The sequence below is a fragment of the Clostridium sp. HBUAS56010 genome, assembly GCF_007115105.1.
Classification (GTDB): Bacteria; Bacillota; Clostridia; order Lachnospirales; family Lachnospiraceae; genus Lacrimispora.
Map to the genome: position 1 here is coordinate 84,255 of NZ_SULJ01000007.1, position 22,560 is coordinate 106,814.

Here is a 22,560-nt window from a genome sequence, read left to right on the forward strand (position 1 = left end):
GGAAGATTATGATTATACCGGGTATGGTATCAGCCACGTTTCGGGATCAGTCCGCAGATGAGGTTCTGCGTCTGTGCCGGCTGGCGGATTTAAAGGGAATAGAGTGGTCGGAACATGCCCATGTATTTCCCGAAGATTTAGAAGGAGCCAGGAAACTGGGAGAACAAACCAGAAAAGAAGGACTGATGGTTGCGGCATACGGCTCCTACTTTCGTCTGGGAAATGAAAAGGAACCGGAAGAAGCATTTTTAAAGTCTGTAAAGGCAGCGGCTGCCCTTGGAGCACCAATTATCCGGATATGGGCTGGAACAAAGCCTTCGGCACAGGTGGGAAAAGAAGAATTTTCCAATCTCTGCAAAGAAGCGAAGGCAGTGGCTGAAATTGCGGCTTCCCATGGGATAAAAACGGCATTTGAATGGCATAAAGACACGCTTACAGACACCAATGATTCTGCCATGGAGCTGTTAAAGAAAGCGGATCATGACAATCTGTACTGTCTGTGGCAGCCCACCGCCGCTTTATCTATGGAAGAAAGGGTCCGTGGAATTGATCTGTTGGGAAGCAGGCTTTTAAACCTTCATATCTATTACTGGGCAGATGGAAAAAAATTTCCGCTGGAAGAAGGAAAAGCCCTGTGGCAGCAGTATTTTGACCATGTGGATCAGACCGTATGCCGGTATGGACTGCTGGAATTTGTAAAGGATGGGAAAAAAGAGCAATTTTTAGAAGATGCAAAGGTTCTTCATGACATGTTAAACAATCAAGAGAGGGAAAAGAGAAAGGAATAAGACAATGGCAGATTTATATGTAAAAGAGTTTGATATGATCAATCCATTTGTAGTAGCTTCCAGTCCTGCTACCCAGGGAGCAAGAAATGTACTGAAAACTTCCGCCATGCGGCCCGGAGCTATTGTGCTCCGTAATTTTGGCCACGGAGCAGGAGGCGGCAGTTACATAGGACCGGACAGCCGTGCCATGTATTCCGGAGAGATGTGTATGCACAGTCACGGAGTAGGCAGACAGATTAAGGACCGGATATCCACTCTGGAACAGTACTGTGAGGAAGTGGAAACCATTAAGCGGTCCATGGATCAGGATATCCGTCTGTGGGTATCGGTAGGTCATTACAGTGATATTGTCAAAGGCGGAAACTGGGAAAAGAGCTGGGTGGAGCAGGCAAAAGAATTGAAACGGGCAGGAGCGGATGCGGTGGAGCTTCATTTTAATACACCTGGAGTTGCGGTTGCAAAGGACCGGATCTTTGATTACCATCAGCTTCTTCGTCACAGCATTTCTATCATAAAAAAAGAAATCCCCGATCTTCCCATTATGGCAAAGCTTGCCATGGAATCCTGTGATGTACTTACTTCCATCCGGGTTGCAGAGGCAGCCGGCGCATCGGCTGCAGGTCCAACAGCAAGATGGAAAGGTTTTTACTTTGATCTGGACTGGAGAACCACCCAGGCAAGACCCGGGTCCGGTTATGGGGGAACCCAGGCAACTCCTCTTGTCTGCTATGCCATTGCAGAAGCCAGAACCAATGGATTAAAGATTCCTATGTACGGCGGAGGCGGTGTCTTCAATTATCAGCAGGCAGCGAGGATTCTCATGGCTGGAAGCCAGGCGGTACAGCTTGGGGCACTGGCATGCTCCGGCGGCGTTTCTGCAGGAAAGAAAGCCATCAAAGATCTGAATCATTTCATGGATCAGAATGGCTATAAAAATATGAATGATCTATGCGGTGATGCCTTAAAGCTGTTTTCCATGCCAAAAGGGGTTTTGGAAGAGAGACAGGAACGGCTTGGCAGAGCATACCAGGAGGCACAGGTTTCGGATCAATGCATCCGGTGCGGACGGTGTGTGGATGTGTGCTGGCATGAAGGCATTAAGATGGAGGAAGGACCGGCAATGAAGACCGATCAGTGTATTGGATGCGGTTACTGCTTCCAGGTTTGTCCAACTGGTGCCTTACATGTGGAAAAGGAAGAAATACTTGCCTCTGTATTTGAGGAAAATAACATCAAAAGAGGAAGCGAAAGCTATAATTAGTTTTGCAGGAAAATGGGGAGGGGATCAGGTGACACTGGTTGAAGCGGTAAAATCAAAGAATCAGGAACAGGTAAGAACCGTAATCTATGAAGACCCGCAGGCAATTAAGCGGGAGGGAAAGGAAGCCGTTTTTTTGGCAGCCAGAGAAGGAGATCTTGCCGTATTAAAATATCTTGTGGAATATTCAGCAGTCAATATGGGAGAAAGAGATGAATCCGGACGCTCCCCTCTTTTTTCCGGTGTTCTCTCCGGAAATCTGGAGGTGGTTGCGTATCTGGTGGAACGGGTGGGGCTTTCTCCTTTGGAAGGGGATTTAAAGAGCAGGACTCCCTATGATCTGGCTCATGAGACAGCCCAGACTGCCATTGAGGATTATTTTTCCCGTATAACCGGTGCTGCATATGAAGATACATACCATAATCCGGTTATAAAGGGGTTCTCTTCGGATCCTTCTATTCTGCGGGTGGGAGAAGATTACTATATGGTGCATTCTTCCTTCTGCTATTTTCCCTGTATTCCATTGGAGAATCACAAGCAGTCTTTGATTCCTTTCATGTAAAAGATAAAAGCGGGACGTGAAAATTAAAATAAGCAGTTTTCAGATATGACCTGATAAAAAGAAAGCAGACTGGAAGAAATTCCGGCCTGCTTTCTTTTTGTCCGGGACATCAAGCTGCGCTCTAGCAGCCGGAAATACAGGACTGGTAAAGCTGGCTGGCCCGGTACCAGTCAATCACCTGAAACCAGTCTTCAATATAGGCAGCACGCTGGTTATAATGTTTTAAAAAGTAAGCGTGCTCCCACACATCAATGGCAAGGATGGGGGAAAGATTTTTGCTGATGGGTGTATCCTGATTGGCGGAAGTCACAAACATCAGTTTAAAATTCTCATCCAGTACCAGCCAGGCGTAGCCAGATCCAAATACAGACAGTGCCTTTTCTTTAAATTCCTCAAAGAACTGGTCCATGGAATGGAACGTATCGAGAATTGCAGGGTAGAGCATACCAGCGTTGCATCGTGAATCCAGATCAGACATTCCATTGAAGTAAAAGATATGGTTATAGACCCCTCCTGCATTATTTTTAATGGGTTGGCAGATATTTTTGGGCAGACAGTCCGCATAGCAGATCAGCTTTTGCAAAGACCAGTCCTGGAGTTCACAGTAATCTTTTAAGATACCGTTTAGGTTATTGACATAAGCCTGCAAAAGACGGTCATGATGGATGTACATGGTCTTTGTATCAATATAAGGTTCCAGTCCGTCATAGTCATAGGGGAGAGGAGGATTTACAAAAGGATAATGTTCATTCATGGAGCAATTCCTTTTTATTTTTGCTATATCATATTCTGAGAAGAGAAGTATGTGTTGAAAAAAATAATTTTATTTTCCCTTAGGAAAAAAATAATTTCTCACTTGAATTAAACCTGTTTAACATATATAATCAATATGTATATATGTTAAATATTGGAAATATAAATGGAGAAAACATATTTTATCCGGATTTACATGATGTATGAAAAGGCAAACAGGAGGTCAATGATGAGGAGATTAAAAAAGCTAGCTACGGTGTTTCTGTTACCAGTTCTTGCACTTTCTTTAGGAGCATGTGCCAGAGAGACGGGAAAAGACCAGTCTCAGTCCCAGTCTGTTACCATTACCAATGTTTCGTATGATCCCACCAGAGAGTTTTATCTTGCCTATAATAAGTTGTTTGAGGCTTATTATTCCGAAACGTATGGAAAGCAGGTGGATGTGATCCAGTCCCATGGTGGTTCAGGAGGTCAGGCAAGATCTGTGATTGAAGGTGCCGGTGCAGATGTGGTAACTCTGGCACTTGCCCATGACATTACCCTGATCCAAAAAGCAGGTCTCATGAAACCCGACTGGATCAATGCGTTTAAGGAGAATTCTTCGCCCTATACTTCTACCATTGTTTTTCTGGTTAGAAAGGGGAATGAAAAGGGAATCAAAGATTGGGACGATCTGGTTACAGATGGGGTTAAGATTATTAATCCGGATCCAAAAAGCAGCGGGGGAGCATGCTGGAATTTTCTTGCGGCATGGAATTATGCGGATGAGAAATTTTCCGGGGATGAAACCAGGATGAAAGATTTCCTATCCAGACTTTATTCCAATGTAACAGTTATGGATTCAGGAGCACGGGGAGCAACCACCACTTTTGTGGAGAATGGGCAGGGGGATGTGCTGATTGCCTGGGAGAATGAAGCGATTATGGCAGTCAGCGAATATCCTGACCAATACGAGATTGTATCACCCAGTGTCAGTATTTTAGCACAGCCAAGCGTAGCCATTGTGGATGAGAATGCGGATAAAAATCATACAAGAGAAGTGTCCAAAGAATATCTGGAACATTTATATACCCCAGAGGCACAGCATCTCATTGGGGAATATGGTTACAGACCATCGGATCAGGGGATATTGAAGGAATTTTCTGATAAATTTGATTTGAATATGAAATTATGTACTATTGATGATTTTGGCGGTTGGGATGCCGTATACGAAAGATTCTTTGTTGACGGAGGAATATTCGATGAAATCTATGAGAACTAAGAGGGTAATTCCAGGGTTTGGGATGACCATGGGAATCTCCATGCTGATGCTTTCCCTTCTTATTCTATTGCCCCTGTTATCGGTTCTGCTTTTCTCCCTGAAACTGTCACCACAGGAATTTTTCCAGTTGATCACCAGGGATAACGTGTTAAATGCCTTTCAGACCAGTGTGGTAAGTGCTTTGATTGCCGCCGGTGTTAACTGTCTGTTTGGTGTAATTCTTGCATGGGTGCTGGTGCGGTATGAATTTCCTGGCAAACGGATTCTTGACGGGCTGATTGAACTGCCTTTCGCACTTCCCACAGCAGTTGCAGGAATTACTTTGTCAAAACTATATTCCGATACAGGCTTAATAGGAAAGCCTCTGGCAGCCCTTGGCATTAAAGTTTCCTACACAAAGACCGGTCTTGTCATTGCCCTTATTTTTATTGGGATTCCCTTTGTAGTCAGAGCTATTCAGCCGGTTTTGGAAAAGCTGGATGCCCAGTACGAAGAGGCTGCATACATACTTGGAGCAAGTAAGACAAAGACCTTTTTTAAAGTGATTCTGCCGGAACTAAGACCTGCACTGCTGACTGGATTTGGGCTGGCATTTGCCAGAGGAATCGGGGAATATGGAAGTGTCATCTATATATCCGGCAACAGTGCAAAGGAAAAGACTCAGGTGATTTCTTATGTCATCATGCAGAAACTGAACTATGTGGATTATGCCAGTGCCACAGCCATTGCATTGGTTATGCTGATTATCTCCTTTGTAATCTTACTTTTGATTAATATGATCCAGATCGCACAGTCACGTCGTACGGCTTGTGTTTAGGAGGAAAGTTATGCAGGAATATAGAAAAAAAGAAAAAAAAGGAATCCGGATTTTTCTGATTGCCGTCAGTGTGCTGTTTATCGGTTTTATGCTTTTGCTTCCTTTGGTATCGGTTGTGGTCAATTCTTTAAGCGAAGGGATTGAATTTTATCTCCGTTCCCTTCATACGGAATACGCCCTGTCTGCCTTAAAGGTAACTTTAATTACAACGGTGATTACCGTAATTGTTAATACCTTTTTTGGCATTATGGCGGCCTGGCTGGTGACCAAGTTTTCCTTTAAAGGAAAGCAGATTCTTTCCACGTTAATCGACATTCCATTTTCCATATCGCCAGTTATTGCAGGCCTTGCTTATTTAATGACATTTGGAAGGTTAGGGTGGGCAGGACCGTTGATTCAAAAGATCAACGAAACCTTTGGAACCAATATCCAGATTGTATTTGCCTTGCCAGGGGTAATACTGGCAACCATATTTGTTACATTTCCCTTTGTTTCCAGAGAGATCATTCCGGTTCTTCATGCCCAGGGGACCGATGAAGAGGAAGCGGCAGCTCTAATGGGAGCAAGTGGATTTACCATTTTTCGCAAGATCACATTTCCCCATATGAAATGGGCACTTTTATACGGTATTATTTTGTGTACTGCAAGGGCGCTGGGGGAATTCGGCGCTGTCAATGCCTTGTCAAAAACACGAGGAAAGACGTTTACAGTGCCTCTTGAGATTGATGCGCTTTATCTGGCTGGTTCCAGTGATTCCATAACAGCAGCATTTGCTGTGTCTTCCATTCTTGTAATGATTGCTGTTCTTGTAATTATTGCAAGAAATATTGTGGAATACAAAGCGGAAATGAAATCAAGAAAGACAGAATATGATGAGGCGGGGAGGTAGGTATGTACGTTGAATTAAAACAGATTGAAAAAAGCTATGGAAGCTATAAGGCATCGGAAAATATTAATGTTGGAATTGAAAAAGGAAAACTGGCGGCACTTCTGGGACCAAGCGGCAGCGGAAAAACAACCATTCTCCGCATGATTGCAGGGCTGGAAACTCCTGAATCCGGAGATATCATGATCAATGGAGTCCGGGTAAATGATATTCCACCGGCACAGCGGGGAATCGGATTTGTATTTCAAAATTATGCTCTGTTCCGCTATATGACAGTCTATGAAAATCTTGCATTTGGTCTGGAGATTCAGAAAATGCCAAAGAAGCAGATCCGGGAACGGATTGGGGAATTGATGGAACTGACCAGCTTAAAAGGTCTGGAAAAAAGATATCCAAACCAGCTCTCCGGCGGTCAGCGCCAGCGTGTGGCATTTGCCAGAGCATTAGCCCCAAGTCCCAGCCTTCTGCTTCTTGACGAACCTTTTGCAGCCATTGATGCAAAAGTAAGGTCTGAACTGCGCATCTGGCTGCGTGATATGATCCATAAGGTAGGGATTACCAGTATTTTTGTGACCCACGATCAGGACGAAGCGGTGGAAGTGGCGGATGAGATTATCATTACCAATAAAGGAAGAATTGAGCAGACCGCTTCTCCTCTTGAAATCTATAAGAAACCTGAGACACCTTTTGTGGCAGAATTTATTGGGCAGTCGTCGAAAATTCAGGAGTATCATCAGTTAAAAGGCTTTGAAAAAGGCAATTACAAAGGCGCAATCATCAGACCGGAATTTGTAGAATGTTTTAAAGGGGACAATTTAAAGTTTCAGGATGTGATGGACTATTCCGAAGAAGGAATCATCGAAGATATTTCATTCAGAGGCAATTATCTGGAAGTGAAACTGAGAGTGGGAAATATGGTTTTAACGACCCATCGTTCTCTGGAAAGGAGGCCTGTGGAGATCGGAGAAACGATGCACGTCATTGTGTACCGGATGTATGTGTACGATGAAAAACGTGCATATCTTCTGGAAAACAAACAATTAATGGGAAAAGAAATCGTAACTTTTTAATGAAAGAATATTCAGACGCATAGGAGAGGACATGAACAAAAAACTGGAGCATAAAATCATTGCTGCTGACGTTCTTATTATAGGAGGCGGAACGGCTGGCTGCTTTGCAGCACTTACATTAAGTCAGAATTCCAGTCTCTCTGTTGTAATTGCAGAAAAGGCAAATATAAAAAGAAGCGGCTGTCTTGCAGCAGGGGTCAATGCGATTAACGCATACATTGTAAAAGGCAGAAAACCAGAAGATTATGTGGCATATGCACAAAAAGACGCCAACGGGATTGTGCGGAAGGATTTGCTTCTAACTGCGGCACAGCGGTTTAATTCCGTTACAAAAGCCATGGAGGAACTGGGGCTTGTTATTTTAAAAGATGAAGAAGGTAACTATGTAACAAGAGGAAACAGAAATATTAAGATCAACGGGGAGAATTTCAAGCCATTGCTTGCCAGGGCTGTGGAGGAAGCTGATCGGGTAACGGTTTTGAATCAGGTCAATGTAACGGACTTACTGGTGGAGGAAAACAGAGTAAAAGGAGCCATTGGTTTTCATATTTCAGATGAGATTGTATATGAGATGCGGGCAAAGGCAGTACTTGTGGCAACCGGAGGAGCGGCAGGGCTGTATAAACCCAATAATCCCGGTTTTTCCCGCCATAAGATGTGGTATCCCCCCTTTAATACAGGTGCCGGATATGCTATGGGAATCCGGGCAGGTGCGGAGATGACCACCTTTGAGATGCGTTTTATTGCACTGAGATGCAAAGACACCATTGCCCCAACCGGAACCATTGCCCAGGGCGTAGGTGCGAAACAGGTGAATTCCAAAGGCGAAATATATGAAGAAAAGTATGGCATTACCACCAGCGAACGTGTTTATGGCACAGTGAAAGAAAACCAGTCAGGCAATGGTCCCTGTTACTTAAGAACCAGTACCATGGGCGAAGAAAAGGATGAAGAACTGTTAAAAGCTTATTTAAACATGGCGCCCAGTCAGACCCTTAAATGGCTGGAATCAGGTAAAAACCCCAGTGAACAGGATGTGGAGATATCAGGAACAGAGCCTTATATTGTAGGAGGTCATACTGCCAGTGGTTATTGGGTTAATACAAACAGAGAGACTACCATTCATGGTCTGTATGCAGCAGGAGATGTTGCCGGAGGCTGCCCCCAGAAGTATGTTACCGGAGCTTTGGCAGAAGGGGAGATTGCCGCCTTTGATATCATCAGCAAAGGAATAAAAGACAATGAAGTGGAACATGATTTCGCCTTTGTCCATGAAAAAATCAGGGAATATGAAACCTGCCTGCAAGAAAAAAATCCTGTGTTTTCTACAGAAGAACTGGAAGAGGCCATGCAGAAAGTCATGGATGAATATGCGGGCGGAATTTCTGTCCACTATCAGTTTAATGAAACACAGCTTTCCCTGGCAGAGGAAAAGATATCTCAGATTGCAGCTCTGTCGGAAAAGCTTGGAGCCTCAGACATGCACGAACTGATGTTTATCTATGAGTTAAAGGAGAGGCTGACTGTCTGCAAGTCGGTGATTGCCCATTTAAGAAACCGGAGAGAGACCAGATGGCATTCCTTTAATGAAAATCTGGATTATCCCGGTCTTGATAAGAAGTATGAAACGTATGTGAATTCCAGACTGGCAGAAGGTTCGATTCAGATCATATACAGAGATCTTGTAAAGGAGGACTTCTATGAGCATAAGAATTGATCCGGATATATGTGTGGGCTGTATGAAATGTACAAAAGTCTGCCCTGGAAGTCTGATTGCTGAGAGAGAGAATAAGGCTTTTATCAAATATCCAAAGGACTGCTGGGGGTGCGTCTCCTGTGTCAAAGAGTGCAGGTTTGGCGCCATTGACTTTTATCTGGGGGCAGATATCGGAGGCAATGGAAGCACGATGAATGTATCGTATGAGGGAGATATTTTGAACTGGAACGTAAAAAAAAGTGACGGAACCGTGAGAACAATTGCGGTAAACAGCAAAGATTCGAACAAATATTAGGAGAGAAGACTATGAGTGGATTATCACATCTGGATGAGTTGGAAGCAGAAGCAATTTATATTATACGGGAGGTGGCGGCAGAATGTGAACATCCGGTCATGCTTTATTCCATTGGCAAAGACAGTTCCGTGATGCTGCATCTTGCAATGAAGGCATTTTACCCGGAGAAGCCGCCGTTTCCCTTTCTTCATGTCAATACCACATGGAAGTTTAAGGAAATGATTGAATTCAGAGACAAAACGGCAAAAGAGCTTGGAATCGAAATGATTGAGTACATCAATGAAGATGGGGTTAAAAGGGGAATCAATCCATTTGATCACGGTTCCTCCTATACGGATATTATGAAAACCCAGGCTTTAAAACAGGCACTGAATCAATATGGATTTACAGCCGCCTTTGGCGGGGGACGGCGTGATGAAGAAAAAAGCCGTGCCAAAGAGAGAATATTTTCGTTCCGGAATGAGTCTCACGCATGGGACCCGAAAAACCAGAGACCAGAGATGTGGAAATTATATAATACGGTGATTAACAAAGGGGAAAGTATTCGGGTATTTCCTATCTCAAACTGGACAGAAAAGGACATCTGGCAGTACATACAGCGGGAGAATATTCCCATTGTTCCCCTGTACTTTGCAGCGGAAAGACCAGTGGTATACCGGGATGGAAATATCATCATGGTGGACGATGAGCGGATGCGCTTAGAGCCAGGAGAAGTTCCCCAGATGAAAAAGGTACGGTTCCGTACGCTTGGCTGTTACCCCCTTTCGGGAGGTGTGTTGTCAGAAGCGGACACCTTAGATGGAATTATAGAAGAAACCTTAAGTTCCGTGGAGTCAGAGAGAACCAGCCGTGTCATTGATAAAGACGGCGGTGCAGCAAGTATGGAAAAGAGAAAGAGAGAAGGGTATTTCTAATGAATGGATTGCTTAAATTTATAACCTGCGGAAGCGTAGACGATGGAAAATCAACACTGATCGGACATATTCTTTATGATTCCAAATTGTTATATGCCGATCAGGAAAAAGCATTGCTTCTTGACAGTAAGGTAGGCTCAAGGGGAGGGGAGATTGATTATTCCCTTCTTTTAGATGGACTGATGGCAGAACGGGAACAGGGAATTACCATTGATGTTGCATACCGGTACTTCACCACAGACAAGAGAAGTTTTATTGTTGCTGATACACCAGGACATGAAGAATATACAAGGAATATGGCGGTTGGTGCCTCTTTTGCACAACTGGCTATCATATTGGTGGATGCAGGGCAGGGGGTGCTGGTGCAGACCAGACGTCACTCCAGAATCTGCTCCTTAATGGGAATCAATCACTTTGTTTTTGCCGTCAATAAGATGGATCTGGTCAATTACAGCGAAGAGCGGTTCCGTGAAATAGAACAGGACATCAAAACTCTGGCAGAAGAATTGTCTTTAAAGAATGTGAAGATCATTCCGGTCAGTGCCACAGAAGGGGACAATGTGACAAAGCGGTCAGAGAACATGAACTGGTATGCGGATGAGATTTTAATGACTCATCTGGAACAGGTCGATGTATCGGAACAGGAACAAAGCCCGGATTTTTATATGCCGGTACAGAGAGTATGCCGGCCCAGTCATGATTTCAGAGGATTTCAGGGACAGATTGAATCCGGAACTGTTCACACAGGACAGAAGATTTTTTCCATGCCGGGGAAAGAAAGTGCTTCTGTGGAGCGGATTCTTATTGGTGACAAAGAGGTATCCCAGGCATTTCCGGGTCAGGCGGTAACCATACAGCTTGATAAAGAGGTGGATGTAAGCCGTGGCTGCGTTTTAACGGACAATGAATCCCTGCCGGTTACGAAGAATATAAAAGCAACGATTCTCTGGATGGATGACGAACCTTTAAGCATTGGCAAGGATTATCTGGTGAAACTGGGAACAAAGATGATTCCTGGCATTATTACCTCCATTGTTTATAAAATTGATGTAAATTCAGGAGAGCACTGTCAGGCAGACCAGGTTATAAAAAATGAGATTGTTCTTTGTGAGATTGAATTGACAGATAAAATCGTGGCAGATGAGTTTAAAAAGAATAAAACCCTTGGGGAACTTATTATGATTGACCGGATCAGCCACATGACTTCTGCCTGCGGCGTTGTGGAACAGGTGGAGACAAAGGGAGAAAAACCATATTTTGAAAACAATTCCCTAAAGGCTGGCGGTTATATCTTTGAAGAGTTTTATTTTAATCTGGATAACGGTTTTTTATCCCGTTTAAAAACAAATGTTCAGACGTATCATGTGGGAGATACAGTACCGACAAAGGGAGACAGTTTCAATTATCCTGAATTTTTTGACATTGTAGATGTGGAAAATGAAGTGGCAGTTAAGATACGCAATGCCCGGATTGAGGATATGATCCGTCTGAAAGACTTTGAATATGCAGGTCTTCCCATTCTTGATGAGAGAGGATTCGCTCTGGAGGTAAAATCAAAATCAGACTTTGATCAGTTCATAGAGGAGTACCATCACCTGGAACCGGATTGTAAAGTTTCTTTTGTAAATAAGTGGGCTAAATTTGAAACTTATCGAAATATTGTATGCAATGATAATTTTTGGATGATATAACTTAAGAAATGTTTGAAGAAATGGCTTCCTATATCTATTATGAAACAGTATAATAGATGTTGGAAGCCTGTTTTTTCATTTTGAGGTAGCATATGCACAAAAATATACCAAATGTGTTGTCAGTTTTGCGGATACTCCTGTCTTTTCTTTTTTTAATGGTAAAACCATTTACAGCCGCTTTTTATTTTATTTATCTGTTCTGTGGATTAAGTGATGTACTGGATGGTTTGATTGCAAGACGATTTAAGCTTCAAAGTGAACTGGGTGCAGCGTTAGACAGCGTTGGGGATTTTGCTATGATTATGATTGTCATGTTCCGGGTGTGTCCATATATGGACTTGAAATTCCATGTCTATCTATGGATTCTGATAATTCTGGTTTTGCGGTTTCTTGCACTTGTTACCGGTTATATCAGATTCCGGGTTTTCGCATTTTTACATACTTATGCAAATAAGATTACGGGGCTGCTTCTTTTCTGTTTTCCGGTTATTTTGCCTTTTACCGGAATTGATGTGGCATCCCATCTGTTGTGTATGGCTGCCACCATATCTGCATGTGAAGAACTGACAATTCAATTAAAATCAAAAGCGCTGGACCGAAATGTGATTTCCATATTTAAAATGTGAATAAGGAAGTTATTTTTTCGCTTTATTCAAAAAAGTATAAAAATTTAGAAAATTATAAGAAATTTATACTTAAAATACTTGTGTTAACCCGTTATAATTAAAAAAAGTAGCTGTATCAAACAGGAGGGATAAAAGAATGGATTTATTTAAGCGAAAAGGCAATGGAGTGGATGAACTGGCAGAGGCAGAGACGCTGGCGGAACCTATGCCTGATGAAGTATTTGATAAAGAACTGCAGACTCTGTTGACAGAAGACAGCGGTGACGATAAGAAAAAGAAACGGGTCAGAAAAAAGTGGAGCAAAAAAAGGAAGATCATTACCTTTGGTGCAGGTGCCATTGTGGTTCTTTTTCTTGCCAGTCGGATTCTGGGCGGAGGCAATCAGGCAATGATGGTCAGTGTTTCTCCTCTTAACAAGGGAGAAGTGGTGGAAGAATTATCTGTCAGCGGTCCGGTTCAGGGAACAGACAGCGTAGAAGTGGTGTCAAGTCTTCACGCAGAGATATTGGAAATTCCAGTAAAGGAAGGTGACCGGATAGAGAAAGACCAGGTCCTTGCAATTCTGGATGATAAAGACGCAAAGAAAGAATTGGATATAGCACAGAATGCTTATGATTCTGCAGTCAGCGCATTCCAGGATAAACAGTTGGAAGCAGAAAACGGGTATTCAAAGGCAAGACAGGATTATCAGACTGCAAAAGCAAACTATGACAGGACTCTTGCCCTGTTCCAGGCAGGAAGTGCTTCCCAGGTGGAGTTGGAGACAGCGACCAATACCATGGAAGATGCCAAAAGACAGATGGGTACATATACTCTGAAAAACGGAAAACCCGTTGCCAATGAATCCTATGCACTTCAGATTGAAAAAGAAGCTTTTGAAGTGGAACAGAAAAAGGAGGCACTGAACAACACCAGAGTTACCAGCCCTATTTCAGGAACTGTTGTCCGGGTAAACTGTAAAGTCGGACGTTTTGCCGATAAAACAGACGATGATAAACCGATGTTCATCATTAATAACTTAGATGTTCTGCAGATGAAGATCAATGTCAGCGAATATTCCATTGGAAAGGTAGCAATCGGTCAGCCGGTAGAGATCAGCGCAGACATTTTAAATGGGGAAGTTGTAAAAGGTGAAGTGACTACCATTTCTCCTACTGGAGAAGAAAAGGGAAGCGGTTCCACCGAGCGGATCATCCCGACTACCATTCGGATCATTGACCAGAATACCCGCCTCATTGCAGGGATTACAGCAAAGGCAAAGATTGAGTTAAATAAAGCGGAAGATGTGTGGGTCGTGCCATTTACATCAGTTCTCCAGAATCCTGACGGTACCATGTCAATTGCAGTAGCAGACCAGAATAAGGTAAAGATGATTCCGGTAAAGACTGGTGTGGAAAGTGATATCAAAACAGAGATTATTCCTTTAGAAGAAGGTGCCCTGACAGAAGGGCTGCAGGTGATTGATACTCCTTCTGATCTGTTAAAGGATGGAATGACGGTGGTGATTGCTCCGTCCGCTCAGTAAAGGGGGAGGCAGCATGTGGAAAAAGAAAGAAAAGCTTCCGTCCTATATAACGGAAAATGTCAGGGAAGATCTGATTAAACTTGTGGATATGGTGAAGGTTTATGACACCGGTTCTATCAAGGTTTTAGGTTTGAAAAGAATTAATTTAACTATAAAACGAGGGGAATTTGTTGCCATTATGGGGCAATCCGGGTCAGGAAAGTCCACGCTGATGAATATTCTTGGCTGTCTGGACCGTCCTACCATGGGACATTATTATCTGGATGGAATTGATACAGCGGCATTGCCTCCTGATGATCTGTCCGCAATCCGGAACAGAAAGATCGGATTCGTATTCCAGTCCTTTAACCTGATTTCCCGTACCTCGGCTCTTAAGAATGTGGAACTTCCAATGACTTATGCCCATGTTTCCAAAAAGGCAAGACAGGAGCGGGCTTTGGAACTTCTTGACAGGGTAGGGCTTGGAACCAGATATGAGCATATGCCAAATGAGCTTTCCGGAGGGCAGAGACAAAGGGTTGCGATTGCCAGGGCACTTGCTAATGAGCCCCCTTTAATTCTTGCCGATGAGCCTACCGGTAACCTGGACACAGCTTCTTCCATTGAGATCATGGAGCTGTTTTCCAAGCTGCACAAAGAAGGTGCAACGGTAGTTCTGGTTACCCATGAGGAAGATATTGCAGCATTTACCGAACGGATCATACGGTTTCGGGATGGGGATATGGTAAGTGATACACCGAACGTTCCCCAGATCTTAACCGCGGCGGAAGCCGTTAAGATGCAGAAAGAGGGGTACCATGCTGATTGAAAACATGAGTATGGCTCTCCAGGCAATCAAAGCCAATAAAATGAGATCCTTCTTAACCATGCTTGGTATTATTATAGGAATTGGTGCTGTCATTGCGATTGCCGCTGTTGGAGACAGTATGCGGAATTTGTTTACCGATGCGTATAAAGATGTAGGATTTAACCGTGCTGCTGTTTCGGTTTCCTGGGATCTGGATGATCTAAGGGAGTCGGATAATTTTACCAGAAGTGAGATGGAACGGGTGAAGGAGGTTTACAGTGACCGGATACAATATGTAGACAGCGATACATCGCTGGGTGTGGATGCCATCAATGGCAGAAGAAAAGTGATGTTTGGATTCCAGGGAGTGAATGAAGGATATTCTGATGTTCAGACTGTTAATATCACCCGGGGGAGATTCTTAAATGAATCCGACGTAAAAGGAGCGGCCAATCATGTGGTTCTGGAAGACAAAGGAGCGATTCAGCTTTTTGGAACCGATGATTGTGTGGGAAAGACCTTTCGGATGACAGTGAATAAGGTAACCCAGGAATTTCGGGTGGTAGGAGTGTACCACAAAGACCTGTCTCCCATGGTGGCTTTACTGCTTGGAAGTGGACAGAGACAGGCTGGATTTATTCCGGAGACGGTTCTTATAAAATCCAATGATTCCTTTGAACAGCTTCATTTCTACGCAAAGGATGGAGTGAATATGAAGCAGCTTGTGGCAGATATGAAACGATATGCGGCAAAGTTAAAGAACCGTTCCGAATCAGAGATCACGGCGGTTTCCGTTGTTGACCAGATGGGAAGTGCTGATGCACAGTTAGGCGCCATGTCGGCAGCGGTTGGTGGAATTGCCGCCATTTCCCTGTTGGTTGGCGGGATTGGAATCATGAATATTATGATGGTTTCTGTCACAGAAAGAACCCGTGAGATTGGAATCAGAAAAGCTCTTGGTGCAAGAACCAGAGACATTTTGATCCAGTTTTTAACAGAATCGGCACTGATGTCGGCAAGCGGCGGAATCATCGGTATTATTCTCGGCATTTCCCTTGTGAAAGTGGGAGGAGTCCTTTTGAATATGACGGTTGTTGTGAATCCGGCTGTTGTTATATTAGCGGTAGGATTTTCCGCACTGGTTGGTATTTTCTTTGGACTTTATCCTGCATCAAAGGCTGCCAAGTCAGATCCCATTGATGCACTGCGATACGAATAGAAGGAGGCAGCATGTTATTTGAAAATATGAGTATGGCTGTTCAGTCCATCAGAGCCAACAAGATGCGCTCCTTTCTGACCATGCTTGGAATTATTATCGGTATCGGCGCTGTTATTGCGATTGTTTCCATCGGTGATACCATGCGTTTTATGGTGTCCGACCTATATAAGAACGTAGGAACCACCCTGGCATATGTTTATATATGGCCAGAGGATGGAGAAGAGATGCGCCAGGGAGATTATTTTAATCTTGATGAAATTGACCGGATTAAAGAAGTCTTTCCCGATGACATCGTTTATGTAGACAGCAATGCGAGTGTTGCTTCCGATGCTATATATGGGCATAAGAAAGAAAAGTATAACTTCGAAGGCATTGATTATAACTACCCCGATGTAAAGAACATTAACATTATTTACGGAAGAAATCTAAATGAAAGCGATATCAAAGCCAGAAAGAAAAATGTGGTACTGGAAGCAAAAGGAGCAAAAGAATTATTCGGAATGGAGAATGCAGTAGGGAAAACCTTCCGGACTACGGTTTATGGAGAGACCAGTTATTTTAATGTAGTAGGTATCTATAAGCTTGATCTGACTCCCATTGAAGAGATGATGATGGGAACAAGCAAGACAAAGAGCGGATTTATTCCTTATACGCTTCTGACCTGGCCAAACGATGCAGTTTACAACATACGTCTCTATGCCAGAGAAGGAACGGATATGGATCAGTTAGAGATAAAGGTTCAGAGTTATGTGGCAAAAGCAAAGAACCGGAACAAGAATGAAATCACCTTCCGTTCGGCAGCAAGTGAGATGAAAAGCCTGGATGGCGTGATGGGAGGACTTTCTCTGGCTGTGGGAGGAATTGCAGCAATTTCTCTTTTAGTAGGAGGAATCGGCATTATGAATATTATGCTGGTGTCTGTAACGGAGAGGACAAGAGAGATTGGAATCCGTAAAGCACTGGGAGCCAAGACTGCAGATGTTTTAGTCCAGTTTTTAACGGAGTCAGCCATTCTTTCTGCTTTTGGAGGAATCCTTGGAATCGCAGCAGGCGCGGGTCTGGTTATGTTAGGAGGAACTCTTCTTGGTCTGCAGGTTGTCATTAAGGCAGAGGTGATTTTGGTAGCAGTAGGATTTTCCGCTTTGGTTGGAGTGTTTTTCGGAATTTATCCGGCCTCCAAAGCAGCCAGCGCAGATCCCATTGATGCCTTGAGATATGAATAGAGCAGGAGCGGAAGTTCCCGTAGATGAATAATCTGTGGGAACTTCCGCTTTTTTGATTGTATCGGAAAGAAGTTTTGTGTACTATAAAATTATCATTACAAAGGAGGAAAAGGGGAAAATGGGGGATTTTTATGAGGTGTTATAGGAGAGTAGTCAGCAGTTCCATAACCAGAAAGATCTTGGCGCTGATTGTATTTTCCATGGGGATTTCCTTTCTGGTAAGCATCCTGATTATGAGAAAGGTGCAGGAATCATATTTTCATTATGTATATGAGACAAAGACAGATATGTTAAATCATTCCATGTCCGGGATAGAGGAGAAGCTATCAGGATATGAGACTGCGACCTATCAGTTTGTCACAGGAAGCAGGACACAGCAGTTTGTCTCCCGGTTTCTTGCTGCATGTGACCAGTTTGATAATGCAAAAGAGGAGGACGGTTTAAACTGGATTAATGAGAGGAGAAGTGCCAGAGGGATAAAGGCTGTAAATATTATAAAGATCATAAGGGAACTGGATACCTGTCTTTCCAGAACTGATAAAGCGGATACCGGTTATTTCATTGACAGGGAAAACAATCAGTACAGCGGATATGGAAGTTCCCGAATTTCTGTATCAGAGGAAGATTTATTAAAGATTGCTGATGAGGCAAAGAAAAGAAAAGGGGGGGCGGTTTACCAGGTTGTTAATGTCCGTTATGGTTCTGGCGGAGAATCGAGAAAAGAAGTTGCAATTGCCAGGTCCATTCTGGAAAAGCAGAATATGACCATGCGTTATTGCGGTACTGTAATTTTTCTGGTAAATCCGGAGATGCTCGCCTCTTCGTATCTGACAGAAACCAATGGACTTCTTATCCTCGAGGGGGATAATCCCGGCGTTGTTTTTTCTACTGTCAATCCAGAGGAAGAGGAAGTATTTCGAACAAAAATAAAAAATGATGGAAACGAAAAGTATGAGATTGTCCGGCTGGAGGGAAAACGGTATTTTGTTACCTCCATTAAATCAGAAAATTTAGACTGGCGGTATTATAACATTTCGGATTATGACCAGATGTTTTCAAGCATTGAAAATATGGCGCTCCTTTATTCCGGTGTCCTTCTTTTTATTCTGCTTGTAATTGGAGGTCTGGCGGCTGTTGTTTCTGTAACAATTGTAAAGCCGGTGGTTACTCTCTCTGAAAAGATTGCCTCCATACGAATGAATGAAGATCCGGTGAAGGCATTAGAAACTCTTGAAATAAAAAAGAAGAAACGGCAAGATGAGATCGGGCAGTTGGAGGTGGAGTTTTCTGAAATGATCTGTCAGCTCAGTGAACTGATTCACGAAAATTATGAACAGAAGATCTATTTGCAGAATGCCCAGTTGTCCGCACTCCGCGCAAAACTCAATCCGCATTTTCTTTACAATACCCTTGATACCATACGCTGGCTGGCGGGAGAGGAGACTTACAAGAAGATTCCATCTATTGTAAAAGCGTTGGGAGATATTTTACGCATTTCCATAAACAGCAGGGAAGATCTGATTCCTCTGGAACAGGAACTGGAATATATGAGAGGGTATCTGACCATACAAAGGGCAAGATTTGGAGAACGCCTTCATGTACAGATTCATGCGGAGGAACGGTGCATGAAGAGAAAAATTCCTGCTTTTAGTTTACAGCCAATTGTTGAAAATTCTGTGATTTATGCCCTGGAAAGAATGACTGGGGTCTGTTTTATCCAGGTAACTGTGGAAGAAAACCAAGAAGAACTTATTTTTCATGTATCTGATAATGGAGCCGGAGTGGACCCGGATATTTTAGATAAGTTAAAGTTAGGAACCATAAAAGCGGAAGGCAATGGGATTGGGCTGACGAATCTCAATGAGCGTTTGATGAATTTATATGGCAAAGAATACGGAATTTCAGTAAAAAACGGGGTGAATGGGGGAACTGTAATCAGTTTCCGTATTAAGAAAAAGGGGGAGGACGAATATGAAACTGATTAAGGTGATGATTGTTGATGATGAGATGATTGTAAGAAGAGGATTAAAGTGCTGTATTGACTGGTCCTCCAATTGTTTTGAGATTGTGGCGGAAAAAGCGGATGGAACCAGTGCATTAAATTATATGGAACATAATCAGACAGATCTGATTGTAACGGATATAAAAATGCCGGAGATGGATGGGCTGGAGCTGATGAGAAGAGCCAGACAGGGAGGCAGTGGGGCGAAGTTTCTTATTCTTTCCGGCTATGATGATTTTGCTTATGCACAGAAGGCACTTCGTTATGGAGCCGCAGATTATATCTTGAAACCCATAAAAGAAGAAGAACTGCTAAATTCTCTGTTTCGGATCAGATCGGAATTCTTTCCTGAGATTAAGACCAGCCTTCTCCTTTACCCGGAGCGGTATTCCAATACCATAAAGCAGGTTCTTTCCTATGTGGATATAAATCTGGATCAGCCTGAATTGTCTTTAAAGATGATTGCAGATAATGTGCTGTTTATGAGCGGAAGCTATTTGTCCAAGCTTTTTCTAAAGGAAACCGGATATAAATTTTCCACCTTCCTGACAATAAAAAGAATGGAAAAGGCATGGCTTTTGCTTCATACAAGCAGAGATATTACTGTTTATGAAATCGCTGATCAGACAGGATTTGGAAACAATCCCCAGTATTTTAGTACGGTGTTTAAAAAGTTTTATGGGAAATCTCCCACTGAGTTTAAGGGGTAAATCCACATATTTAATGACTATTTTTTATACAATCTGACCTTTTTTTTGAATTAAAATCCAGAAGATTCCCTGTATAATTAAATTGTACTCAAAAAAACTCATGAAGAAAGGGAGAAGGAACATGAAGAAGAAACTGGGAATCTTATTAGGAGCAGCTATTTTAGCTTCACTGGCAGGCTGTGGCAAAACAAAAGAAGCAGACTTACCACAGTCATCAGAAAAAGCAGCAGAAAGCAGTATGGCAGGGAAAGAAAAAAAGCAGGAAGATAATGAGATCCGTGTGGCATGGTGGGGAAACCAGAAACGGACCGACGCAACCATTGATGCGTTTGAGACCTTTGCACAGGAGCATGGGGCGAAATTTAATTATGAATATAATAGCTACGATGCGTACTGGGAAACACTTGCAACCCAGTCCGTAGGAAGAAATCTTCCAGGAATTATCCAGCAGGTAACAGATCAGTTTGCTGGTTACATAAACAATGGGCTTTTAATGGACTTAACGCCGTTTGTAGAAAGCGGAGCACTGGATTTATCTGATTGTGATGATGTATATATATCAGGAGGCAATTATAAAGATGGTTTTTACGGAGTTTCTCTTGGAACCAATGTAATGACCATGATGTATAACAAAGATCTGTTTCAGGCGGCAGGGGTAGAAGAGCCGTCTATGGACTGGAAATGGTCTGATTTTGTACAGACAGCCAGAGCAATTCATCAGAAAACAGGAATGAAAACGGAAAACGTTGCCCTTGGAATGCCAAGATATTTAATTGAACCAATGATCCGGTCTAAAGGGCAGTCTCTTTATTCAGAAGACGGAAAAGAATTTGGTTTTGATGATGAAACAAAAGCGGAAATCGTAGCTGTAATTCAGGACTGTTATGATCTGGCTCAGGAAGGGGTATTTGTAGAGGCAGGAGATCAGCTTTTGTGGAAGGATAATTCAGAACGGGGAATTTGTACGGGAGATGCAGCAATGGGAATGAACTGGAGTTCACAATTTTCCAATTTTTCCGGATATTATGATCAGAATCTTGAGATGACAACGCTTCCTATGTTTGATGATGGGACCGAAAAAGGAATGTATTTAAGACCGGCTCAGTTCTTTTCCATCACCAGCGACTGTCCTGATCCGGAGATGGCTGCAAAGGCAATCAGTTATTTTATTAATGATAAGTCAGCCAATGAAAAATTAAATGGAGAAAGAGGGATTCCGGCTTCCAAACGTGTCAGAGAGGCACTGAAAGAAAAAGCGAGTGATACGGATAAAAAGGTTTATGATTTTATGGATTCGGTCGTGGAATTTTGCCGGGATTCTGATGCGGCAGAACCTTCTGCTTCCAGGCAATGTGTTGAAGTACTCAATAACAATGTAAATGAAGTCATGTATGGTCAGATGACGGCGCAGGAGTGTGTGGATAGCTGGATGGCACAATCACTTGATATTTTGTCCAAGTAAAATAATCTTGACGCCAAGATAAAATACAGTTAGGAGTGAACGTATGAAACATACCAGGCGGAGAATCTCTATTTACAATCAGAACGTGGTGGGATATGCTTTTATCATGCCATGGCTCATCGGCTTTTTATGCTTTACCCTGGTGCCCTTTCTCATGTCATTTGTGCTGTCTTTTACAGATTTTAATATACTGTCCAAAAGTACAAAATTTGTGGGAATTGACAATTACATCAGGTTATTTACCCAGGATCATTTATTTATAAAATCTTTGCAGGTTACCTTTAAATTTGCATTCATATCAATTCCGTTAAGACTTATATTCGCTCTTTTCGTGGCGTTGGTTTTAAACCGGAAAAGCAAGGCAGTTCCTGTTTACCGGGTGGTGTATTATCTTCCCTCCATTATTGGAGGTTCTGTGGCTGTTTCGGTTATGTGGAGAAATCTCTTTACAAAGGCGGGTGTCATTAACAGCCTTCTCCAGACCATGGGAATAGACTGCCAGATTAACTGGCTTTCCAACACGAAGACAGCCCTGTTTACTTTAATTCTGTTATATGTGTGGCAGTTTGGGTCTTCCATGCTCATCTTCCTATCCGGTTTAAAACAGATTCCTCTTTCTTACTATGAGGCGGCTGAGGTGGATGGTGCAGGAAGGATAAGGCAGTTTTTCTCCATCACCATGCCTCTTTTAAGCCCCATTATATTGTTTAACTTAATTATGCAGATTATCAACGGATTTATGGTATTTACCCAGGCGCAGATCATTACAAACGGAGGTCCGGTTAATGAGACACTGGTTTATATTCTGTATCTGTACCAGAACAGTTTTAAATATTATGAGATGGGATATGGTTCTGCCATGGCATGGGTTTTACTTATGATTGTTGGATTTTTCACTGCAATTGTGTTTCGTTCTTCCAGGCAATGGGTGTTCTATGAAAATAATTCTGCTGCTGGAAGGATGAAGAAACAGAAAGGAGGAAAAGCCAACTGA

General features: G+C 42.9%; 21 protein-coding genes. 20 read left to right on the plus strand and 1 reads right to left on the minus strand.

The features are described from left to right. Window positions 1–8 precede the first annotated feature (8 nt). Genes FAY33_RS12275 through FAY33_RS19500 form a run of 3 tightly spaced genes read left to right on the plus strand, consistent with a single transcriptional unit; the run spans window position 9 to window position 2,608 of the window. On the plus strand, window positions 9–788 hold the full coding sequence (locus tag FAY33_RS12275) for a sugar phosphate isomerase/epimerase (protein WP_185967607.1): 780 nt from the start codon (window positions 9–11) through the stop codon (window positions 786–788). Window positions 789–792: 4 nt separating this feature from the next. After that, window positions 793–2,049, plus strand: a complete 1,257-nt coding sequence (locus tag FAY33_RS12280; RefSeq protein ID WP_143321518.1) for a 4Fe-4S binding protein — start codon at window positions 793–795, stop codon at window positions 2,047–2,049. 28 nt (window positions 2,050–2,077) lie between these two features. Continuing rightward, a complete protein-coding gene (locus tag FAY33_RS19500) occupies window positions 2,078–2,608 on the plus strand; it encodes an ankyrin repeat domain-containing protein (RefSeq protein ID WP_243126723.1) in 531 nt (176 codons plus the stop codon). 121 nt (window positions 2,609–2,729) lie between these two features. On the opposite strand, the gene FAY33_RS12290 is transcribed toward FAY33_RS19500, so the two are convergent. Next, the gene (locus FAY33_RS12290) at window positions 2,730–3,362 is read right to left on the minus strand and encodes a superoxide dismutase (protein WP_143321520.1); all 633 of its coding nucleotides are present in this window, start codon (window positions 3,360–3,362) and stop codon (window positions 2,730–2,732) included. Window positions 3,363–3,590: 228 nt separating this feature from the next. Between FAY33_RS12290 and FAY33_RS12295 the strand changes: the two genes are divergently transcribed. The 17 genes from FAY33_RS12295 to FAY33_RS12375 all read left to right on the plus strand — a co-directional run bounded on the left by FAY33_RS12295 (window position 3,591) and on the right by FAY33_RS12375 (window position 22,560). After that, on the plus strand, window positions 3,591–4,622 hold the full coding sequence (locus FAY33_RS12295; protein ID WP_143321633.1) for a sulfate ABC transporter substrate-binding protein: 1,032 nt from the start codon (window positions 3,591–3,593) through the stop codon (window positions 4,620–4,622). After that, window positions 4,603–5,439, plus strand: a complete 837-nt coding sequence (cysT, locus tag FAY33_RS12300; RefSeq protein WP_143321521.1) for a sulfate ABC transporter permease subunit CysT — start codon at window positions 4,603–4,605, stop codon at window positions 5,437–5,439. Before FAY33_RS12295 ends, cysT begins: the two co-directional genes overlap by 20 nt. A 10-nt stretch (window positions 5,440–5,449) precedes the next feature. Then, window positions 5,450–6,328 (plus strand): sulfate ABC transporter permease subunit, encoded by an 879-nt coding sequence (locus FAY33_RS12305; protein ID WP_143321522.1) that lies wholly within the window; start codon window positions 5,450–5,452, stop codon window positions 6,326–6,328. Window positions 6,329–6,330: 2 nt separating this feature from the next. Next, window positions 6,331–7,395 carry an ATP-binding cassette domain-containing protein gene (locus tag FAY33_RS12310; protein WP_143321523.1) on the plus strand — a complete coding sequence of 355 codons (1,065 nt, stop codon included), beginning with the start codon at window positions 6,331–6,333 and terminating at the stop codon, window positions 7,393–7,395. 31 nt (window positions 7,396–7,426) lie between these two features. After that, complete coding sequence (locus FAY33_RS12315; protein WP_143321524.1) at window positions 7,427–9,112, plus strand: adenylyl-sulfate reductase subunit alpha; 1,686 nt, start codon at window positions 7,427–7,429, stop codon at window positions 9,110–9,112. Next, a complete protein-coding gene (locus FAY33_RS12320; RefSeq protein ID WP_143321525.1) occupies window positions 9,096–9,407 on the plus strand; it encodes a ferredoxin family protein in 312 nt (103 codons plus the stop codon). Before FAY33_RS12315 ends, FAY33_RS12320 begins: the two co-directional genes overlap by 17 nt. 11 nt (window positions 9,408–9,418) lie before the next feature. Next, window positions 9,419–10,321 carry a sulfate adenylyltransferase subunit CysD gene (gene cysD / locus FAY33_RS12325; protein WP_143321526.1) on the plus strand — a complete coding sequence of 301 codons (903 nt, stop codon included), beginning with the start codon at window positions 9,419–9,421 and terminating at the stop codon, window positions 10,319–10,321. After that, window positions 10,321–12,012, plus strand: coding sequence for a GTP-binding protein (locus FAY33_RS12330; protein ID WP_143321527.1), 1,692 nt, complete (start codon window positions 10,321–10,323; stop codon window positions 12,010–12,012). Before cysD ends, FAY33_RS12330 begins: the two co-directional genes overlap by 1 nt. 92 nt (window positions 12,013–12,104) lie before the next feature. Then, the gene (locus FAY33_RS12335) at window positions 12,105–12,638 is read left to right on the plus strand and encodes a CDP-alcohol phosphatidyltransferase family protein (RefSeq protein WP_143321528.1); all 534 of its coding nucleotides are present in this window, start codon (window positions 12,105–12,107) and stop codon (window positions 12,636–12,638) included. Window positions 12,639–12,774: 136 nt separating this feature from the next. Continuing rightward, window positions 12,775–14,163: an efflux RND transporter periplasmic adaptor subunit gene (locus FAY33_RS12340; RefSeq protein WP_143321529.1), complete on the plus strand. Its 1,389-nt coding sequence runs from the start codon at window positions 12,775–12,777 to the stop codon at window positions 14,161–14,163. Window positions 14,164–14,176: 13 nt separating this feature from the next. Continuing rightward, window positions 14,177–14,971, plus strand: coding sequence for an ABC transporter ATP-binding protein (locus tag FAY33_RS12345; protein WP_143321530.1), 795 nt, complete (start codon window positions 14,177–14,179; stop codon window positions 14,969–14,971). Next, window positions 14,961–16,169, plus strand: coding sequence for an ABC transporter permease (locus FAY33_RS12350; RefSeq protein ID WP_143321531.1), 1,209 nt, complete (start codon window positions 14,961–14,963; stop codon window positions 16,167–16,169). The genes FAY33_RS12345 and FAY33_RS12350 overlap by 11 nt, the downstream gene beginning before the upstream one ends. A gap of 11 nt (window positions 16,170–16,180) precedes the next feature. Beyond that, a complete protein-coding gene (locus FAY33_RS12355) occupies window positions 16,181–17,392 on the plus strand; it encodes an ABC transporter permease (protein ID WP_143321532.1) in 1,212 nt (403 codons plus the stop codon). A gap of 131 nt (window positions 17,393–17,523) precedes the next feature. Continuing rightward, a complete protein-coding gene (locus FAY33_RS12360) occupies window positions 17,524–19,377 on the plus strand; it encodes a sensor histidine kinase (protein ID WP_143321533.1) in 1,854 nt (617 codons plus the stop codon). Further along, window positions 19,364–20,104 carry a response regulator gene (locus FAY33_RS12365; RefSeq protein ID WP_143321534.1) on the plus strand — a complete coding sequence of 247 codons (741 nt, stop codon included), beginning with the start codon at window positions 19,364–19,366 and terminating at the stop codon, window positions 20,102–20,104. The genes FAY33_RS12360 and FAY33_RS12365 overlap by 14 nt, the downstream gene beginning before the upstream one ends. A 121-nt stretch (window positions 20,105–20,225) precedes the next feature. Beyond that, window positions 20,226–21,566 carry an extracellular solute-binding protein gene (locus tag FAY33_RS12370; RefSeq protein ID WP_185967609.1) on the plus strand — a complete coding sequence of 447 codons (1,341 nt, stop codon included), beginning with the start codon at window positions 20,226–20,228 and terminating at the stop codon, window positions 21,564–21,566. Between the two features lie 43 nt (window positions 21,567–21,609). Then, window positions 21,610–22,560, plus strand: a complete 951-nt coding sequence (locus FAY33_RS12375; protein WP_143321536.1) for a sugar ABC transporter permease — start codon at window positions 21,610–21,612, stop codon at window positions 22,558–22,560.